Origin of the sequence: Bacillus sp. 220_BSPC (assembly GCF_001054655.1) — a bacterium.
GTDB lineage: Bacteria > Bacillota > Bacilli > Bacillales > DSM-1321 > Peribacillus > Peribacillus frigoritolerans.
This window is the reverse complement of record NZ_JVPL01000152.1, coordinates 26,105-44,888: the sequence shown is the minus strand read 5'-3', so window position 1 is coordinate 44,888 and position 18,784 is coordinate 26,105. Positions and strand designations below refer to the sequence as shown.

Genomic DNA, 18,784 nt, shown 5'->3' with positions numbered 1-18,784 from the left:
TCACCTCAAAAGTTCTACATGATAAGAAACAGCGGAAAGTGCATATAAAGGTGCTGTTTCAGTTCTTAATATTCTTGGTCCAAGACCGCAAGCCATAAAACCGGCATCAGTCAGTTTTTCAATTTCCTTATCTGCTAAACCACCTTCAGGCCCAAAAACGAATAGGATGGATTGCCCAGCAGTAATATCTTTCAAGACAGAAGCGAGTACAGAAGTTTCCCCCCGTTTTGCCTCTTCTTCAAAAGCGATTAATTTATGATCGAAACCGGAAGCATACCCAGCTAGCTGATCTGCCGTCATCGGTTCCTTGATGGCAGGGATAACCGTGCGGTGAGATTGCTCAGCCGCCTCTTTTGAAATCTTCTGGAGCCTCTCCAATTTCTTGCCTACCTTTTTGTGGTCCCATTTTACCACCGAACGAGCAGCAATAAAAGGGATAAATTCAACGGCACCCAGTTCAGTGCCCTTTTGAACGATATATTCCAATTTATCCCCTTTAGGCAGACCGCTCGCAATCACTACCCTTACAGGAAGTTCCTTTTCTTCATTCTTCCATTCGGTTACCGTACCTAGTACGGCATCATCAGTAATTTCCGAAATTTCCGCGATAGCCGTCATGCCATTACCTTTCACCGTGATGATCCGCTCACCTGGTCCCATTCTCATCACCCTGGCGATATGGTGAAAATCATCACCTGATATCGTCACCATGTTTCCATTGATATCTGCTTCGTTAAGAAAATACCGTTGCACACTGCCACCTACTTCGTCTAGTCTAAATAACTCACAGGCTAACAGTCAGGAATCCAGAATGCAAGCCGTGCAAAGATTCAAGCTAAAAAAAGGTACTCTGACTATCAAAAAAACCGATAATCAGAGTAACTTTTCCAATTAAGCATTTCTTTTTGCGATTATTGCCACCCAATCTTCCATCAAGATCGTTTCCTCAACGGTGAAACCAGATGCTATAATCGCTTCCTTCACATCTTGTTTCTTAGTTTGAATGATTCCGGAAGCGATGAAATATCCGCCAGGTTTAACGACTTTCGCTACATCATCCGTAAAACGCATGATCACTTCGGCAAGAATATTAGCCACGACGATATCCGCTTGTTCATTTACACCATCCAGTAAGTTGCCTTGTGACACGGACACTTTATCCTGCACGTTATTTATTTCAACGTTTTGCTTGGCTGACTGTACTGCCACTTCATCCAAATCAAGTGACTGGATTCGTTTTGCATCCAATAATGCAGCTGCAATGCTTAGAACACCAGAACCAGTTCCTACATCAACGACTAAATCCCCAGGCGTTACTGTTCGTTCCAGCGCTTGGATGCACATGACCGTCGTCGGGTGTGTTCCCGTTCCGAAGGCCATGCCTGGATCAAGTTCAATGATCAATTCGTCACTGCTTACCGGAGTATAGTCTTCCCACGTTGGCACGATGGTAAAACGTTCGGATATCTTGACGGGGTTATAATATTTTTTCCAAGCCGTCGCCCACTCTTCTTCATTCACTTCACTAATTGAAACAACATTTTTCCCAAGGTCAATATCAAAAAGAAGGAGATTATTGATTGATTCCTTAATAGCATCAATGGTATCGCCAAGGAAGCTGTTAACGGGCAGATAAGCCTTAATGACTACACCTTCATCCGGATAATCATCGGGGTTTAAGTGGTAGATTTCGCCAAAAACATTTTCACGTTCCTTGACTAATTCTAGAGGATCCTCAATGACAACACCGCTCGCACCTGCCTCATGAAGAATATTCGAAACAGGTTCAACCGCTTCATTCGTTGTTTGGATTGCAAATTCAGACCACTTCATAATCTACCAACTCCCAATTTGTTCTTTTTACTTTTATTCACCTATCTTTAAAAGCACGCTTTACTTTTGAGAAAAAGCCATCTTCTTGTTCATCAACACCTTGTCCGCTGATATCACTGAACTCACGAAGCAGGTCCTTTTGTTTTTCCGTTAATTTCTTAGGGGTGACCACTAATACGACCACATGCTGATCTCCTTGGCCATATCCTCTGACATTCGGAACTCCTTTGCCCTTTAAACGGAAACGAGTGCTAGTTTGTGTACCTGCTGGAATCTTCAGCTTCACTTTTCCATGCAGCGTCGGAACTTCTATTTCATCGCCTAATGCTGCCTGGGCAAAAGTAACCGGCATTTCACAATAAATATCATCGCCATCCCGTTCAAAGAATTCATGGCTGCGCACATGGAAGACTACATACAGGTCTCCTGCGGGACCGCCATTGATTCCAGGCTCGCCTTGGCCTGTTACACGCAACTGCTGGCCATCATCAATTCCTGCTGGTACCTTGACTTGGATTTTTTTGCGTTTTTGGACTTTTCCGTCGCCGCCGCATGTTGAACATTTATTAGGAATGATTTTTCCTGTTCCTTGACAATGGTGACATGCTCTCCGGTTCACAATCCTTCCGAACGCTGTGTTTTGTTCAACATTCAATTGACCGGTTCCCTGACAATGTGAACAGTTTTCCACCTTTGTACCTGGTTTGGCACCGGATCCTTTACATGTACCGCAATCCTCTTCACGCGGAATTTCGATCTCAGTATCTTTTCCGAATGCAGCCTCTTCAAACGAAAGCGTCATCGTATACTGTAAATCCGCTCCTTGACGCGGTGCATTAGGATCTCTCCTGCGTCCGCCGCCACCAAAGAAGCTACTGAAAATATCTTCAAAACCGCCGAAACCGCCAAAGTCCTGACCGCCAAAGCCTTGATTGGGATCTGTATGTCCGAATTGGTCATAATGGGCTTTTTTCTGTTCGTCACTCAATACTTCGTAAGCTTCCTTGATTTCCTTGAATTTATCCGCAGCATCGTCCGCTTTATTAATATCAGGGTGATATTGTTTGGAGAGCTTTCGATACGCTTTTTTGATTTCATCCTTCGAAGCACTTTTCGAAAGGCCTAACACCTCATAATAATCGCGTTTACTCATATCTAAAATCCACTCCCGATTCGATTCACATAAAGGTAATATTATCACTGAACGAAGATAATAATCAACTAGAAAAGTACAAACGGCTTTAACACATTTTTGCAAATGGCATTGCCAGCCCCAATTTGCACACATTTTTCTCTAAAATCCCACGATTCCCCATCAGTGATTGCAACAATGTTTCCATTCACTGTAAAAAAAGTCAAAGTCAAGATAACCTGACTTTGACTTTTTTACAATGGAGCAGAATACTGCCCGATATATCAGTGTCCCGATTGGGGCACTTTTTATTTTTTCTCTTCTTCGTTTACTTCAGTGTATTCAGCATCAACGACATTATCGTCTTGAGCAGACTCGCCAGCACCCGCTTCGCCAGCTTGCTGAGCTTTTGCCGCTTCTTCATAAAGCTTCATTGTCAAAGCTTGAACGATTTCGTTAAGTGCATCTTTTTTCACGCGGATTTCTTCAAGCTCATTTTTCTCGATTGCAGCTTTCAGTTCACCCTTCGCTTCATTCGCTTTTGTCACTTCCGCTTCGTCCACTTTACCTTCTAGATCTTTAAGCGTTTTTTCCGTTTGGAAAACTAATTGATCTGCTTCGTTACGAAGTTCAACTTCTTCTTTACGTTGTTTATCGCTATCGGCATTTTCTTCCGCTTCACGTACCATGCGTTCGATCTCTTCATCAGAAAGGCCAGAAGATGATTTGATGGTGATTGCTTGTTCTTTGTTCGTACCAAGATCTTTCGCACGAACGTTCACGATACCGTTTTTATCGATATCGAATGTCACTTCAACTTGCGGAACTCCACGCGGTGCCGGTGGAATGTCACTCAATTGGAAACGACCAAGAGTTTTGTTATCCGCTGACATTGGACGCTCACCTTGAAGGACATGGATATCAACTGCCGTTTGATTATCAGCCGCTGTCGAGAATACTTGTGATTTACTTGTCGGAATCGTAGTATTACGGTCAATCAGTTTCGTGAATACTCCGCCCATCGTTTCAATTCCAAGTGAAAGTGGAGTTACATCAAGAAGGACAACGTCTTTAACATCACCTGTCAATACGCCACCTTGAATTGCAGCACCCATAGCCACCACTTCATCAGGGTTTACACCTTTGCTTGGTTCTTGACCGATTTCCTTTTTGATCGCTTCAACGACAGCAGGAATACGTGTAGACCCACCAACAAGGATTACTTTGTCGATTTCAGATGCTGAAAGACCAGCATCTTTCAATGCTTGACGAGTCGGTCCCATAGTACGTTCCACAAGACCTGTGGAAAGCTCATCGAATTTAGCTCTAGTCATCGTAACATCCAAGTGAAGCGGTCCAGCTTCCCCAGCAGTGATGAATGGTAAAGAAATTTGAGTTGACGTTACGCCGGAAAGATCTTTTTTCGCTTTTTCAGCTGCATCTTTCAAACGTTGAACCGCCATTTTATCTTTTGAAAGGTCGATGCCGTTTTCTTTCTTGAATGCTTCAACCAGGTAATCGATGATGACTTGGTCGAAATCATCCCCACCTAGACGATTGTCGCCAGCTGTGGACTTAACTTCGAAAACGCCGTCTCCAAGTTCCATGATCGACACGTCAAATGTACCGCCGCCAAGGTCGAATACAAGGATCGTTTGATCTTCTTCCGTTTTATCCAAACCGTATGCAAGTGCTGCAGCTGTCGGTTCGTTGATGATACGTTCCACTTCAAGGCCGGCAATTTGACCAGCATCCTTAGTTGCTTGACGTTCTGCATCATTGAAGTAAGCAGGTACAGTGATAACCGCTTTTGTGACTTTTTCGCCAAGATACTCTTCAGCGTATGATTTCAAGTATTGAAGGATGATTGCAGAAACTTCTTGAGGTGAGTATTCTTTTCCTTCAATTACTTCTTTATGGTTGGTACCCATATGGCGTTTAATGGAAATGATCGTGTTAGGGTTTGTAATCGCTTGGCGTTTTGCCACTTCCCCTACTTGCCTTTCTCCATTTTTGAATGCCACTACGGATGGTGTTGTACGGTTTCCTTCCGGATTCGGGATTACTTTTGGTTCTCCGCCTTCAAGTACAGATACACAAGAGTTTGTTGTACCTAAGTCAATACCAATAATCTTGCTCATAGTTTCACTACCTCCCAATTATTTATATGTAAAAATCCTATTCGTTCACTTTTACCATTGCAGGTCGAATCACACGGTCTTTAAGAAGGTATCCTTTTTGGAATTCCTCGACGACGATGTTCGAACCGAAGTTTTCATCTTGAACTTGCATGACCGCTTGATGCAAACGCGGATCGAACTCTTCGCCAACCGAACTGATCGGTTCGATGCCTTCTTTAGCCAATGCACCAGTAATCGCTTTATAGACCATTTCCAGGCCGGATAGCAAGGATTTCGTCTGTTCATTTTCCGCTTCGATTTTTGTTGCTCTTTCAAAATTATCAAGAGCCTCCACTAAATCACTAGCAATACTTTGAACTCTATATTTTTGAGCCGCCTCCATATCAAGCTTGGCACGGCGTCTTGAATTATCAAAATCGGCCTGCAGACGAAGATAACGGTTATCCATTTCTTCGATTTTCGCCTCAAGTTCGGCAATTTTTTCATGAGCCAATTGAAGTTCATCTTTTTCAACCGGACCATCGTTTTCTTCCGCTGGAATTTCTTCTTCAGCGAAAACTGCTTCTGCAGCGCTTTCCTCGATTGTTTCATTTTCCAATATTTGTTCTTCGTTTTTATTTTCTGTCACAATCTCACCTCCCTAAAAGGGTTATACAATTTATGCTAAAGTAATATGCCAGGCCGCGGAATACACTCCTCCGCCACCTTAACAATATTACCTTTGCTACTATTTTTGATACAGTTTGGTCATCAGGGCCGTTAAATCTTTCGAGAAAAACGAAAGCAAACTGATCACTCGCGAATATTCCATTCTCGTTGGACCCAATATGGCCAATGTGCCAACTTGCTCCTGCCCGATTGAGTAGGTTGCCGTAATCAAACTGCAGTCATCGAGCACTGTGTTTTGATTTTCACGGCCGATCTTGACGTGGATGCCCGATGGATTTTGAGTAATTAGTTCATAAAATCCCTGTTCCTGCTCAATCATCGATAAAAGCGTGCTTACTTTCGCAATATCATGGAACTCCGGCTGCCTCAGCATATTCGTTTTCCCGCCGAAAAATATTTTTTCGGGCTTTGTGTCCGTCAGGGTCTCCGCAAGGACCGAGACCATCGATCCATAGTTATGAATGTGGCGGCTCAATAGAACGGCAACTTCCTTATAGATCTTATCCTTTAGATCAACTAGCGGAACATCGACCAAACGGGAATTCAATATGTTCACCATCTTTTCGATTTCGTTTATATCAAAAGAAGGCGGTAAGGAAATCATTCGATTTTCCACATGACCTGTATCCGTAATAATGATGGCTATTGCCGTTTCAGGACTTAAGGGAATGATCTGGATTTTTTTCAGCTTATGCTCATTCACTTTTGGTCCGAGTACAATCGCCGTATAATTCGTCAGTTCCGAAAGGATTTTCGCTGACTTCTGAACGATCTTTTCCAATTCATAAATTCGTTCTACAAAAACGGATTTTAATATCTTCACTTCATTCTTTTTCGGAGCTTGAGGAGAAAGTAAATGATCCACATAATATCTATACCCTTTTTCAGAGGGGATCCTACCGGAAGAAGTATGGGTTTTTTCTAAAAACCCCATTTCTTCAAGGTCAGACATTTCGTTGCGAATTGTGGCAGAGCTGAACGTGATTTCATCTTTCTTCGACAAGCTTCGTGACCCGACTGGCTGGGCAGAATGGATGAAATCCTCGATTATCACTTGTAGAATCAATAATTGACGATCAGTTAGCATGTATGATCACCTCTGTTAGCACTCTGTCTCATCGAGTGCTAATATACTAATAAATTATCAAATGCAGCTTATGATGTCAACAATGAAAACCGCTAATTCATCGTTAAAATAACATGGATTTCCTTCAGTCGGAATCAATAACGCCTAAAAATGTTTGGAACACTTCATTTCCTAGCAGTTTGCCCCGCTCAGTCAAGCGCACGAACCCGCCTTCCACCTTAAGCAAACCCTTTGCCGATCCTTCTTCGAGCGGTTTCCTGAAAATATCCGTCATTTCTACAAAAAATTTATTCTTGAAGATTTCCAATGAAACTCCTTGCGTTTTCCGGAGACCCAAAAACATCTCCTCTTCCATCCGTTCATGAAGCGGTACTGGGTGTTCTTCCAACACAGGCAGCTCGTTCGAAAGCAATGGGGTGATATATTTCTTCACAGGCCCATGATTGGCCACCCTTTTACCTCCAGTATAGCCATGTGCACCGGCACCAATCCCATAATACTCCACATTATCCCAATATGTCAGGTTGTGCCTGCTTTCAAACCCAGCCCGGGCAAAATTACTGATTTCATATTGATGCAGACCATGCTTCTCCATCTCTTCCATCAGCCTCTCATACATCGAAGCCTCGAGCTCCTGCGGCGGCAGGTTTAATTTACCTCTTCGCATCTGATTATAAAAAACCGTCTTCGGCTCAACGATCAATGAGTAGCTTGAGTAGTGCGGCAATTGAAGGGCGATCGCTTTATCCAGCGTATCCTTGAAATCTTCCATCGTTTGGCCCGGCAATCCATAAATCAAGTCGATGCTTATATTCGTAAAGCCAACTTCTTGAGCCAAATGGATCGTTTCATATACTTCTGAAGCCCGGTGGGTCCGGCCAATTCGTTTTAATAATTCATCATTGAAGCTTTGCACTCCAAAGCTAAGTCTATTGACCCCTGAATCATAAAGTATCTTGAGTTTTTCCCTTGAAAGATCCCCGGGATTGGCTTCAAATGTATATTCAGCCTTCTTGGGATCAAAGGGCAGGGTTTCATTGATTGCTTCACATAAGAATGCAAGCTGCTTTTCATCCAGCGAGGTCGGTGTCCCTCCACCGACGAAAACCGTATCCAAACCTGCAGTCGGGTATTTGGAAAGCTGCATCACCATTTCCCTTTTCATCATCTGTAAATATTCGTCGACCGGCTGTCCCTGCAAAAATACTTTATTGAAATCACAATAGTGACAAATATGTTCACAAAATGGTATATGGAGGTAGGCGCTTTTGATCATTGTGTTCACAACCTTTTAATCGAATGAGTCGATAGAAAAAGAGGCTAGATCTCCTCTACCCTCTTTTTTCTACCTATCGTTTATTTTATTTATTTTTTTGGTGTCGTATCATCCATTTTCAAAACAGCCATGAAAGCTTCTTGCGGAACTTCAACTGAACCTACTTGTTTCATCCGCTTTTTACCTTCTTTCTGTTTTTCGAGCAACTTACGTTTACGGGAAATATCGCCGCCGTAACATTTAGCCAATACGTTTTTGCGCATTGCACTAATCGAAGAACGGGCGATGATTTTTTGCCCGATCGCCGCTTGGATCGGCACTTCGAATTGTTGCCTTGGAATCAATTTCTTCAATTTTTCAACAATGACTTTACCGCGTTCATAAGCAAAGTCCTTATGAACGATGAAACTTAAAGCATCGACAGTTTCAGCATTCAGTAAGATATCCATCTTCACAAGCTTGGACGGTTGGTAGCCAATCAGCTCATAATCGAATGAAGCATAGCCTCTTGTATTGGATTTCAATTGATCGAAGAAATCATACACGATTTCCGATAATGGAATTTCATAATGAATGCTCACACGAGTCTCATCGATATATTCCATATCAATGAAGTTCCCGCGTTTATTTTGACAGATTTCCATGATCGCCCCGACAAACTCCGTCGGTGCCATCATCGTCGCTTTGACATATGGCTCCTCGACACGTTCGATCTTTTGAGCATCAGGCATATTGGACGGGTTATCCACTTTCAGGACCGTTCCGTCCGTTTGCACCACATCATAAATAACACTCGGTGCAGTGGTGATCAGATCGATTTTGAATTCACGTTCAATCCGTTCCTGGATGATTTCCATATGAAGGAGCCCAAGGAATCCGCAACGGAAACCGAAGCCCAATGCTTGCGATGATTCCGCTTCGAACTGCAGCGCTGAATCGTTCAATTCCAATTTCTCCAATGCATCCCGTAAATCATTGAATTTCGATGCGTCAATTGGGTATAGACCGCAATATACCATCGGATTCATCTTCCTGTAACCCGGCAATGGTTCTGTTGCACTATTCACGGCACTCGTGATCGTATCACCGACAGTCGTATCACCAACGTTTTTAATGGATGCCGTAAGGAAACCTACATCACCGACGTTCAGTTCATCCAAAAGCTGTGTTTTAGGGTTGAAAACACCCAATTCGGTAACATCGAATTCCTTGCCAGTGGACATCATTTTGATTTTGTCGCCCACTTTAATGGACCCCTCAACAACACGGATATAGGCAACTACACCGCGGTACGCATCAAACAGTGAATCGAAAATAAGCGCCTTGAAAGGAGCATCCGGATCACCTTGCGGAGCTGGAACCAATTCAACTACCTGTTCCAAAATCTCCTCGATTCCGATTCCCGCTTTAGCCGAAGCCAAAACTGCATCGGAAGCATCCAATCCGATCACTTCCTCGATTTCTCCGCGCACCCGTTCCGGATCTGCACTCGGCAAATCAATTTTATTGATGACCGGAATGATTTCAAGGTTGTTGTCCAAAGCTAAATACACATTTGCAAGCGTTTGGGCCTCTATTCCCTGTGCCGCATCGACAACAAGGACAGCGCCTTCACAAGCTGCAAGGCTTCGTGACACTTCATACGTAAAATCGACATGTCCCGGTGTATCAATAAGATGGAAGATGTATTCTTCTCCATCTTTCGCGTTATATTTCAATTGAATCGCATTCAATTTAATCGTAATTCCACGCTCACGCTCTAAATCCATGGAATCCAACAGCTGACTCTTCATTTCACGCTGAGTCATGGCGTTCGTTTTTTCAATGATACGATCCGCCAATGTAGATTTACCATGATCGATATGAGCGATGATGGAAAAGTTACGAATTTTTGATTGTCTTTTTAATTTTTCTTCTCTATTCATGACGTTCACTCCCACTAGTCGACACAATACACTATTTTTTATTATATCAATAGAAAATGCAAGATTCAACAGAATAGTTACAAAAGAAGCATCATTGCAGGACAAAGCATAAAAAAAGGCTGCATCCCCGGATTCGGATGCAGCCTTTTGCAGGGCACAATCAACTTATTTCCTACCTAAATCATATCAATAAGGGCCTGAAAGGCACCTGATATGGTCTCTCCAAGCGATTTGCCGATCGATGAGAAAAAGTTGAAAGCTTTCATTTCTTCAAGCTTTTCTTTTTTCGTCTCCAAATCATGACTCGTCACTTTTTCGCCAAGGATATCCGCTTCCATCTCCCCTTGGTCCGATTGGTTAATGATGAATGCACTATTCAAAGAGGGATCTTCATACCCCTTCATTTTTTTCATCCCGTCGTTGGCTTGCTGCATCCCGATTAAAACACCTAAAAACAATATGAGCACAATCCCTGTACATTTCAACCAAAATCGAACCATGATAAAAGAACTCCTTTCAAATTACTGCGCTTCCGAATCCCCGGTCGGGTTATCCACTGCTTTGGCATCCCAGTAAAATTCACTGAAAACCTCGGTAAAAGCATCAACGGTCATGTACATTTCCTCGAAAGTATTATCAACACCGCCAATTTCAAGTAGCATGGAATTGCCTGATAAATCCTGATTATATACTCCATTTTGACCCGCTCCGCCCTGTTTCATAACCCCTCGTGAAATTCCGGGATATTTTTTTTCCAGAGCTTTATGAATTTTATTGGCAAGCGCCGCATTTTTTTCATAGTTCGGGTTATTCCCCCCGATCACGAAGGCGATCTTGGCATACTCTTTACCTTTGATTGTAATTGTCGTATGTTTCTTCCGCTTTGAATCGCGGTGGATATCAATCAGATATTCTAAATCTTTGTTAGTGGCCAATGCCGTCTGGACGGATTTTCGTGATTCTTGATAAGATTTGGCATAATTCAAACCTTTATTATTCAGATTTCCCATGATATCCGTTTTATCGAGCGAGGAGCCGATCCCCTTATCAGCCAAATCTTCAACCATCCGTTCCCCAAGTTTCGTAATATTGATTTTAGAATGGTAGGCTAGGTCGGGATTGGTCACCCCTTTTAAATATGGAAGATAGGACTCCCGGTTATGGCTATGGTATATCTCGACCACTTTCCGGCCATTGGTCGTTTGATTCGGCTGATTGGTCACTCCTTTATCCGGTTCTTCAATCTCATCCAGGTTTTGCAGGGATGCATCCCTTTCTTCATTCAGGACATCTACTGGCGGTGAGGATTCATACGGCATATTCGTATAATTCGTCCCTTCCCCAGCAACGAGGATCTCATTATCAAAAATCGAAAAGCCAGGAAGTTCCCTTCCCAGTAAACTTCGCGGGTCCTCGAGTGAAATGTTGGTCGAGACTTTTATCAATTGATTCGTGATGATCGATTCCTGGTTACCTTCCGGCAGGGCATTAAAAAGATAATGATTTTCGTTGGCCAGCATCGAAAACAGCATTTTTCCCGAGAATTGATTGGCTACAGTATGTACGGAGTTAGAAGATATCCGATACTCCGGTCTTAGGGAAGTCATGACCCCACTGACTGAAAAAACAAAAAGAAGCAAGGCGAGAATACCTAGAAAAGTTTTTATTATTGTTGATCCGTGAATGGCTGTTATGATTCCTGGGGAATTTCTTCTTTTCATCCTTCCACCCTCTCTATAGCTTGTCTATTAATACCTATGACTTTGCTAGAAAGGGTAGAACACCATTTTTGGGCACTGAAAGTGATTTAACGGGTGTAATAGCCGGCATTATCTTGGTTTATTGAATGATGCAAGGCTGCATTTAAACCATTAGCTATCAAATTGGCCATATCCTCAATGAAAACATCGACTTCTTTCGGTGTAACCATCAAATTTTGACCAAGCGGTGACAGTACTTCATAAATCAATTTCCGTTTCTCTTCATCAGGGAGGACACCTATCATTCCCAAGAAGGTTTGGCGCTCCTTTTCACCTGGCATATCCTCTTCGGTCAGCTTTGTGCGCTTCCCAAAACTGAAACCAGCTGGTGCCAACGAGCGTGATGGCCTGTCCCCTTCATTCAGTTCCTTGCCAAAGTGCTTCAAAATATAATCTATCGTATCGCTGGCAATGGATACGGCATCCACGACAGTAGGTATTCCAATTGCTATAACAGGAACTCCCAGCGTAGCCTGGCTCAATTCTTTTCGTTTATTTCCCACACCAGACCCTGGATGGATGCCTGTATCCGTAATTTGAATCGTAGAATTCACCCGTTCGATCGAACGGGCAGCCAATGCGTCAACGACGATAAGGAAATCAGGATTACTTTTTTCGATGACGCCTTTTATGATGTCACTTGTCTCGATTCCGGTAATCCCCATCACCCCAGGGGAAATGGCACTGACCGGCCGATAGCCTTCCTTGACGGACTCTGGCTGCAATTCGAACAAATGTCTTGTGACCACAAGGTTCTCAACGACTGCAGGCCCCAAGGCATCGGGGGTAACATTCCAATTACCTAGACCGACAACCAAACAACTGCTTTCTTTTGTGATTTTATTCCGTTTCAAGAAGTAAGCCAGTTCGTTGGCGAACACCTTTTCCACCCGTTGCTGCGTATCCGTGTCCTGCTGGCGGATTCCCTGCACTTCGATGGTCAAATAACTGCCCTGTTTCTTACCGATTTCTTTTTCTCCCTCAGCCGTGACCTCAACTAAGGATACCTTCAGATCATCCACTTCTTTTTCCTTAATAATGACCCCTTCGATGCGGGAAACATCCACTTCCTCTACTACACCTTTATGTTCAAGGGCAATCTCCTTTGCTTCAATCGCCAAATCTGTTCGAATTCCGTATTCACTAAGGTCCAAATTATTTTCCATAACGGCCTCCTGATGTTTGAATTGTATCTAATCTAGTATTTTCATTAGTCTCTCTTAAACATTCTGTCGTTTTTGCTTTTTTATTATTCATTTTTTTGGTACAATGAATGATGACGAGATGAATTTTTTCCCGAAATTATAATTCCTTTTCGATTCTCAATCTGAAGTATTGCATATTTATGAGCAGTCTGATAGAATATCACTTGTGCTATTTGATATGGATTTGAAAAGTCGAGTTCATATAATCTCGATTTCTTTGTAGGAGGTGAACGGAATGCCAAACATTAAATCTGCTATTAAACGTGTAAAAATCAACGACAAAAAACGCGTTCATAACATTACTGTTAGATCAACTATGCGTACTACAGTGAAAAACGCTGAAGTTGCATTAGCTGGTGAAAACGTTGAAGCTGCTAAAGAAGCTCTTTTAACAGCTGCTGTGAAATTAGACAAAGCTGCATCTAAAGGATTAATCCATAAAAATGCGGCAGCCCGTAAAAAATCTCGTTTAGCGAAAAGACTTAACGCTCTTAACGCATAATGACAAAAAATTAAACGATCCAATCGGATCGTTTTTTTTGTGCCGTTTTTTGCATAAAAAAAGGTGACAGGATATCTGCCACCTTTTTTATCATCTAATTTTTAAAAGCAGCAGCTCAAGCGTGATTGCCTTATCTGCTTGGCCGGTCTTCATTTTATAATCCGCTTCCGCTAAGTCGTTCATGATGCTCAACAACTCGCGTTCCTGGAATTTCCCCGTCTTTTCAAGTGCCAGCTTTACCCTGTAAGGGTGCACCTTTAGTTGACCCGCAATTTTTTGCTGGCTATAGCCCTGACGGGAAAGCTCCTTCACTTGATACATGAGCCTGACCTGACCTGCCATGACACTCAAGATCTTGATCGGCTCTTCATTCTGCCTGAGAAGATCGTGCAGTATCGTCATGGCACTCTCCATTTTTCTCTGTAACACATGATCAACGAGTGTGAAGATATTCTGTTCAAGGGATTTAGCGACCAGCTTTTCCACTACCTCGACTGTAATGTGCTTCTCAGTTTCCGTATAAAGCACCATTTTATCCAGTTCATTCGTCAGCATCATCAGATTCGTTCCTGCAAGTTCAAGTAAAAGCTCTGTAGCCTGCTCATCTATTCGGACTGAAGAAGCTTCGACCCTCTCCTTCACCCACCCCTTTAACTCATGATCACCAAGCTTCTTCGCTTCAACGAGAACCGCCTTACGCTTCAGTTCCTTGGTGATTTTCTTCCGTTCATCCAGTTTCTCATAAGGTGCGGTCAATACGACAATAGAATATGGAACTGGGTCAGCCAAGTACGCTTCCAGTCTTTTCACATTATGCTCAACTCTTGACTTCGTTTTTTCAGCTGTCAAAAAAAATGGGTTTTGCATGAAGACTAGGCGCCTTTCCCCGATAAACGGGAGGGTTTCGACATCTTCAAGCGCAGTTTCAACAGGCGTCTCTTCTAAATCAAATTGAGAAAAGTTAAAATCCATCTCATCTTCGTGAAGGACATTCTCGATCAATAGCTGCTTCGTTTCATTAATTAGATAGGCTTCCGTCCCGTATAACAAGTATACTGGCGCGAATTGCCCTTTTTTTATACTTTTCCAAACGTCTAATACCAATAGAATCCGCCTCTTTACTATGTATTCTTCTCTAATGGTATAGGTGGATGGACCATTTGACAAGCTATAAAGGGAACTAGCCCTTAAAAGGGCTAATTCCGGATCTATATGAACACTTTCAAGAAAGGCCCGGGTAATCTCCCTTGAAAGCGGGTAGAGTATTCATGTAGAACAAATGAGCTTTTCGTTTTCGCTTGCTTTGTTTGTACTTTTATTTTGACCTCAAAATCCGAAACTATTTGTGACAACTCTTGTCAGTAAAGGAAATGAAGGAAGGAAGCCTGTAGATTTTTTTTTGGTAATGTTTTATACTATTAGCAGAAATAGGAGGGGTAAATAATGAACGAATTCGAAAAGAATGTTCAATCAAAGACAGATGACGTCGCTGATTCCGCTATAGGATTCATCGGTTCTTTTGTATTTTTCGCTGCCATGTTCACCATAGCTGTCGTCATTAAAGCTGTCGGATCCTGATTTCAGTCATTACATGCACTTATTTTTCCTGATGGGGGCTGCTGCTGCAGTCTCTTTCTTTTTGATTTTCTATATACTATGGGAGAGTCTTCCGAAAGGTTCCACTGCTTTTGTAATACTTGTAAATAATAGAACCATCCTCGTCCGTCCTGAACACCTTTATGCCATTCCCCTCCAGATTCCCAATTACGTCTCCATGAGGGTGACCGTAGCGGTTATCTTTTCCAACTGAAATAAGCGCCGCTTTCGGCTGCAGCTGTTCAAGGAAGGGCGCGGAAGAAGAAGTTTTACTGCCATGGTGACCGACCTTCAAGATATCCGCCTGCAACTGCGGAAATGTTCTCAAAAGTTCCCTTTCCCCTTCTTCTCCCATATCGCCGGTCAATAACCATGACACTCCCCCAAGCTCCGTGAATAGAACGATGGATGAATCATTCTTATTTTCTTCTTGCTCAAATGGACTTAGCACAGCAAACCGCGCTCCGCCCGCCACCCATTGGTCCCCCCTTTTCAGGACGGTCATTTTCACTTTTTTCTCTCTCGCCACGGTTACAAAATCCATATCCCTGTATTGCTCTTCACTCCAGCCTCCAATGATGATCTCCGCAACTTTAAAATTATCTATTAACTCTTTTGCACTTCCCATATGATCTGCATCCGGATGGGTTAAAATCAGTTTGTCCAATTGGTGGATTCCTTTACTTTTCAATAATGGAATAATGATATCATCCGCCGTGTTGAACTTTTTTCGCTTTATCGCCCACGTATCGATTGGAAATGTAATATGCCCGCCCGTATCAATCAAATAATTACCGCGATTGAAAGGCAGGATAATTAAAATGGAGTCACCTTGTCCAACGTCGATGATTTGCACTTCACCAAAAGGCGAGAACCTTTGTAAGTTAAATTGCAAAAGTAAAAGGACGATTATCATTCCGCACCAGATTTTACTTTTTTCAAAGGATACTTCCCAAGTCAGGCATAACCCTATAAGGGAAATAACAAGTAGGAACATCATGAGGAAAGGCGGCTTTCCAAACGGTATGGAGGCGAGCGGTAATTCCGATGCTGCATCTGCGGCTTTATTGCAGAGTACAAAAGTGAAATTCAATAATGATATGAGAAGTTGACCAAAGGAAGGCAGTAATAAATGAATGAGGAGGGAAATCAGTGAAAATGGCAGCAATATGATGGAATAAAGCGGAACACACAATACGTTCAGAAACACGCCAAGTAAAGATACTTCAAAAAAATGAAAAAGCAAAATCGGAAGGGCTGCCAGTTGGCAGATGGAACTGAGGATGAACAGCTGCATCGATTTCTTCGGGTATTGCAAGAAGATGCTTGAAGACATGATAATGGAGAATGTGACCGCGAATGAAAGCTGAAAACCTATATCATAGAGCATATTAGGCCGAAAAAACAAAAGTGCCAAATAAGTCGATCCAATTGCGGCACCCGCCGAAATCCGCTTCTTGAATAACAGGAGTAGAAAGAAAAGCATAGCCATTGAACAGGATCTCACTACGGATGGACTGGCACCTGAAAGTAACATGTAAACCGGAAGGAAGAGTAAGATGGCCATCATCATTCTTTCCCGTGTAATCCCAACCCTGATGCCGATGTAAAATAACACCCCCGTTAAAAAACTGACATGAAGGCCGGAAATCGCCAGTAAATGAACCAACCCCAACCGCTGATAATTAGTAAGGTCCCCTTCATCTATATATCTCTGGTCACCGAATATGAGCGCTGTGACAAATCCGCTCGACTCTTCAGGAAAGTGTTCTCTAATATATGCAATCCCCTTCAGGCGCAAATTACGGATCGAAACCAGAATCGAGTTTCCACCTTCTTTGCATTCTTGAAATGAAATGGAATCCGCTTTGAATATCCAATGGGTGTCTTGGCGGAAAAGATAACGCTGGTAATCGAAGCTGTTTTCATTCCTGTTTTTCTCGGGAATTTGCAATGTCCCTTCAGCCGGACAAGATAAACCGATTCGAAGAAACTGACTCAGCTTTTCCTGTTCCAATTCGGTCGTGATTTTATAACGAAGCACTAGCCGTTCGCCTTTCTCACTGCCAATGAACCCTTTTAATGAATTTCCATCTATATTCGGTTGATCGGTAAATGTGATGATAAATTGGCTTTCCGTTCCATGATAGGCAGTTTTGTTTCGGTGATCGGAGAAGGAGGCGGCCCCTAAAAATATCCCCATGATCACCAAATGAAAACTAAGGGCCTTCACACTTAAGCCCACCGAAAAATAAAGGAAACAGAGAAAAATTAGGATAATGATCAGCAGCCTTACATTTAAAAGAGAATGGGCCGTAACACCAAATGTGGCTGAAACGGCCAGTAAGATAAGATGTCTGGCCATGCCTGCCCCCCGTCCTATTTAATTTTCGAATATCTGATTGGCCTGCTTTTCCAGTTCCAATAAATCTTCTTTTCCCAGACCGTTTTGTTCAAGTTGAGCTAGCAATGAGAATACAAAGTCCTTTTTTTGTTTTCCATTAACATCGATGGCGCCTTTTGCTTCAACCTTCTCGGTCTTGACACCCGCCTGTTTGAATAATTCGAGGGCATATGGATGATTTTTGTAATCCTCGGCATAATAAACGGCCTTTATGCCAGCTTGGATGAGTGATTTACAGCACTGAAGACACGGAAAATGCGTCACATATATTTCCGCCTCATCAGTCGGCACCCCAAATTTCGCACATTGTAAAAGTGCATTCATTTCTGCATGTATCGTTCTGACACAATGATTATCAATTACATAACAGCCGTCATCAATACAATGCGTCCCTCCCGCAATGGACCCATTATATCCCCCGGCAATGATTCGGTTGTCCCTGACGATGGTCGCCCCTACAGTGAGGCGTGTACATGTGCTTCTTAAAGCTAATAAATGGCTTTGTGCCATGAAATATTGATCCCAACTAATTCTGTTCATGTTGTATCCCCTTACCACTAGAATGATTTTCTTCAATTTTACCCTCTTCCTGTCCATTTGTGTAGCATTCATTTCACCGAAATGGAATCCCGTAACCTTTCAAACGTTTTATCGCCGATTCCCGTAACCTGCTTCAATTCATCGACCTCCTTGAATTTCCCTGCCGTCTCCCTGTATTCCAGGATCGCATTCGCTTTGGATGGTCCAATTCCCGTCAAGGTTTGCAAATCTTCCTGTGTAGCAGTATTCAAGTTCACCAGCCCTCCTGACGTACCCTTAGTGACGGCACCACCAGACGTCCCGACTTGTATATTCTCCAAGTCCCCTTTGTCTTCTTCACCTATTTCCGGAACATAAATGACCATTTGATCTTCGATGATTTGGGCAAAATTCACTTTATCCGTGTCAGCCTTTTCCGTAAAACTGCCCGCAGACGAAATCAAATCAATCACCCGGTCACCTGCCTGTGCAGTAAATATGCCCGGGGACTTGACCGCTCCTTTAACGTCCACTTTAATGATCTCAGGTTCGGCAGCCGATTCATTTACACTTTGTTCCATTTCAGCTTCTTTTGCAGTAACGGAAAATATATCTTCCGTATCTGCCGGATCCTCCCCTTGTTGAGAAAAAAAGTAAATGCCCCCTGCCACAAATGCAACGGCAACGGTAATCATCGTCATTTTCCTTTTTGAAATCCCTTCCATTTCTTTACCT

The 18,784-nt window shown here is 42.8% G+C and carries 17 protein-coding genes; 2 read left to right on the top strand and 15 right to left on the bottom strand.

Features of this window, described 5'->3' with window-relative positions; all coding sequences use genetic code 11:
• The 11 genes from ADA55_RS10005 to gpr form a co-directional block, all read right to left on the bottom strand.
• On the bottom strand, positions 1-753 hold the full coding sequence (locus ADA55_RS10005; protein ID WP_048682871.1) for a 16S rRNA (uracil(1498)-N(3))-methyltransferase: 753 nt from the start codon (positions 751-753) through the stop codon (positions 1-3).
• Between the two features lie 138 nt (positions 754-891).
• Positions 892-1,833 carry a 50S ribosomal protein L11 methyltransferase gene (gene prmA, locus ADA55_RS10000; RefSeq protein WP_034308530.1) on the bottom strand — a complete coding sequence of 314 codons (942 nt, stop codon included), beginning with the start codon at positions 1,831-1,833 and terminating at the stop codon, positions 892-894.
• A gap of 37 nt (positions 1,834-1,870) precedes the next feature.
• A complete protein-coding gene (gene dnaJ, locus ADA55_RS09995) occupies positions 1,871-2,986 on the bottom strand; it encodes a molecular chaperone DnaJ (protein WP_048682866.1) in 1,116 nt (371 codons plus the stop codon).
• Between the two features lie 287 nt (positions 2,987-3,273).
• Positions 3,274-5,106: a molecular chaperone DnaK gene (gene dnaK / locus ADA55_RS09990; protein ID WP_048682863.1), complete on the bottom strand. Its 1,833-nt coding sequence runs from the start codon at positions 5,104-5,106 to the stop codon at positions 3,274-3,276.
• A 37-nt stretch (positions 5,107-5,143) separates the two neighbouring features.
• Positions 5,144-5,734, bottom strand: coding sequence for a nucleotide exchange factor GrpE (gene grpE, locus ADA55_RS09985; protein ID WP_048682859.1), 591 nt, complete (start codon positions 5,732-5,734; stop codon positions 5,144-5,146).
• A gap of 99 nt (positions 5,735-5,833) precedes the next feature.
• Positions 5,834-6,862, bottom strand: a complete 1,029-nt coding sequence (hrcA, locus tag ADA55_RS09980; RefSeq protein ID WP_048682856.1) for a heat-inducible transcriptional repressor HrcA — start codon at positions 6,860-6,862, stop codon at positions 5,834-5,836.
• Between the two features lie 124 nt (positions 6,863-6,986).
• A complete protein-coding gene (gene hemW / locus ADA55_RS09975; RefSeq protein ID WP_048682853.1) occupies positions 6,987-8,138 on the bottom strand; it encodes a radical SAM family heme chaperone HemW in 1,152 nt (383 codons plus the stop codon).
• Between the two features lie 89 nt (positions 8,139-8,227).
• The gene (gene lepA / locus ADA55_RS09970; RefSeq protein WP_034308543.1) at positions 8,228-10,063 is read right to left on the bottom strand and encodes a translation elongation factor 4; all 1,836 of its coding nucleotides are present in this window, start codon (positions 10,061-10,063) and stop codon (positions 8,228-8,230) included.
• Positions 10,064-10,239: 176 nt separating this feature from the next.
• Positions 10,240-10,563: a YqxA family protein gene (locus ADA55_RS09965; protein ID WP_048682851.1), complete on the bottom strand. Its 324-nt coding sequence runs from the start codon at positions 10,561-10,563 to the stop codon at positions 10,240-10,242.
• Between the two features lie 21 nt (positions 10,564-10,584).
• A complete protein-coding gene (gene spoIIP / locus ADA55_RS09960) occupies positions 10,585-11,784 on the bottom strand; it encodes a stage II sporulation protein P (protein ID WP_048682848.1) in 1,200 nt (399 codons plus the stop codon).
• 86 nt (positions 11,785-11,870) lie between these two features.
• Complete coding sequence (gpr, locus tag ADA55_RS09955; RefSeq protein WP_048682845.1) at positions 11,871-12,989, bottom strand: GPR endopeptidase; 1,119 nt, start codon at positions 12,987-12,989, stop codon at positions 11,871-11,873.
• A 274-nt stretch (positions 12,990-13,263) separates the two neighbouring features.
• Here gpr and rpsT point away from each other — a divergent pair, with 274 nt between their 5' ends.
• The gene (gene rpsT / locus ADA55_RS09950; protein WP_034308554.1) at positions 13,264-13,530 is read left to right on the top strand and encodes a 30S ribosomal protein S20; all 267 of its coding nucleotides are present in this window, start codon (positions 13,264-13,266) and stop codon (positions 13,528-13,530) included.
• Between the two features lie 90 nt (positions 13,531-13,620).
• Here rpsT and holA read toward each other — a convergent pair whose 3' ends face one another.
• Positions 13,621-14,634 (bottom strand): DNA polymerase III subunit delta, encoded by a 1,014-nt coding sequence (gene holA, locus ADA55_RS09945; protein ID WP_048682840.1) that lies wholly within the window; start codon positions 14,632-14,634, stop codon positions 13,621-13,623.
• 339 nt (positions 14,635-14,973) lie between these two features.
• Here holA and ADA55_RS27955 point away from each other — a divergent pair, with 339 nt between their 5' ends.
• Positions 14,974-15,108 carry a YqzM family protein gene (locus ADA55_RS27955; protein ID WP_034308559.1) on the top strand — a complete coding sequence of 45 codons (135 nt, stop codon included), beginning with the start codon at positions 14,974-14,976 and terminating at the stop codon, positions 15,106-15,108.
• A gap of 76 nt (positions 15,109-15,184) precedes the next feature.
• Here the strand turns inward: ADA55_RS27955 and ADA55_RS09935 are convergent, their stop codons facing one another.
• The 3 genes from ADA55_RS09935 to ADA55_RS09925 form a co-directional block, all read right to left on the bottom strand.
• Positions 15,185-17,491, bottom strand: coding sequence for a DNA internalization-related competence protein ComEC/Rec2 (locus ADA55_RS09935; protein WP_048682837.1), 2,307 nt, complete (start codon positions 17,489-17,491; stop codon positions 15,185-15,187).
• An 18-nt stretch (positions 17,492-17,509) separates the two neighbouring features.
• On the bottom strand, positions 17,510-18,070 hold the full coding sequence (locus ADA55_RS09930; protein WP_048682834.1) for a ComE operon protein 2: 561 nt from the start codon (positions 18,068-18,070) through the stop codon (positions 17,510-17,512).
• Positions 18,071-18,138: 68 nt separating this feature from the next.
• Complete coding sequence (locus ADA55_RS09925; RefSeq protein WP_053087384.1) at positions 18,139-18,774, bottom strand: helix-hairpin-helix domain-containing protein; 636 nt, start codon at positions 18,772-18,774, stop codon at positions 18,139-18,141.
• Positions 18,775-18,784: the final 10 nt, after the last annotated feature.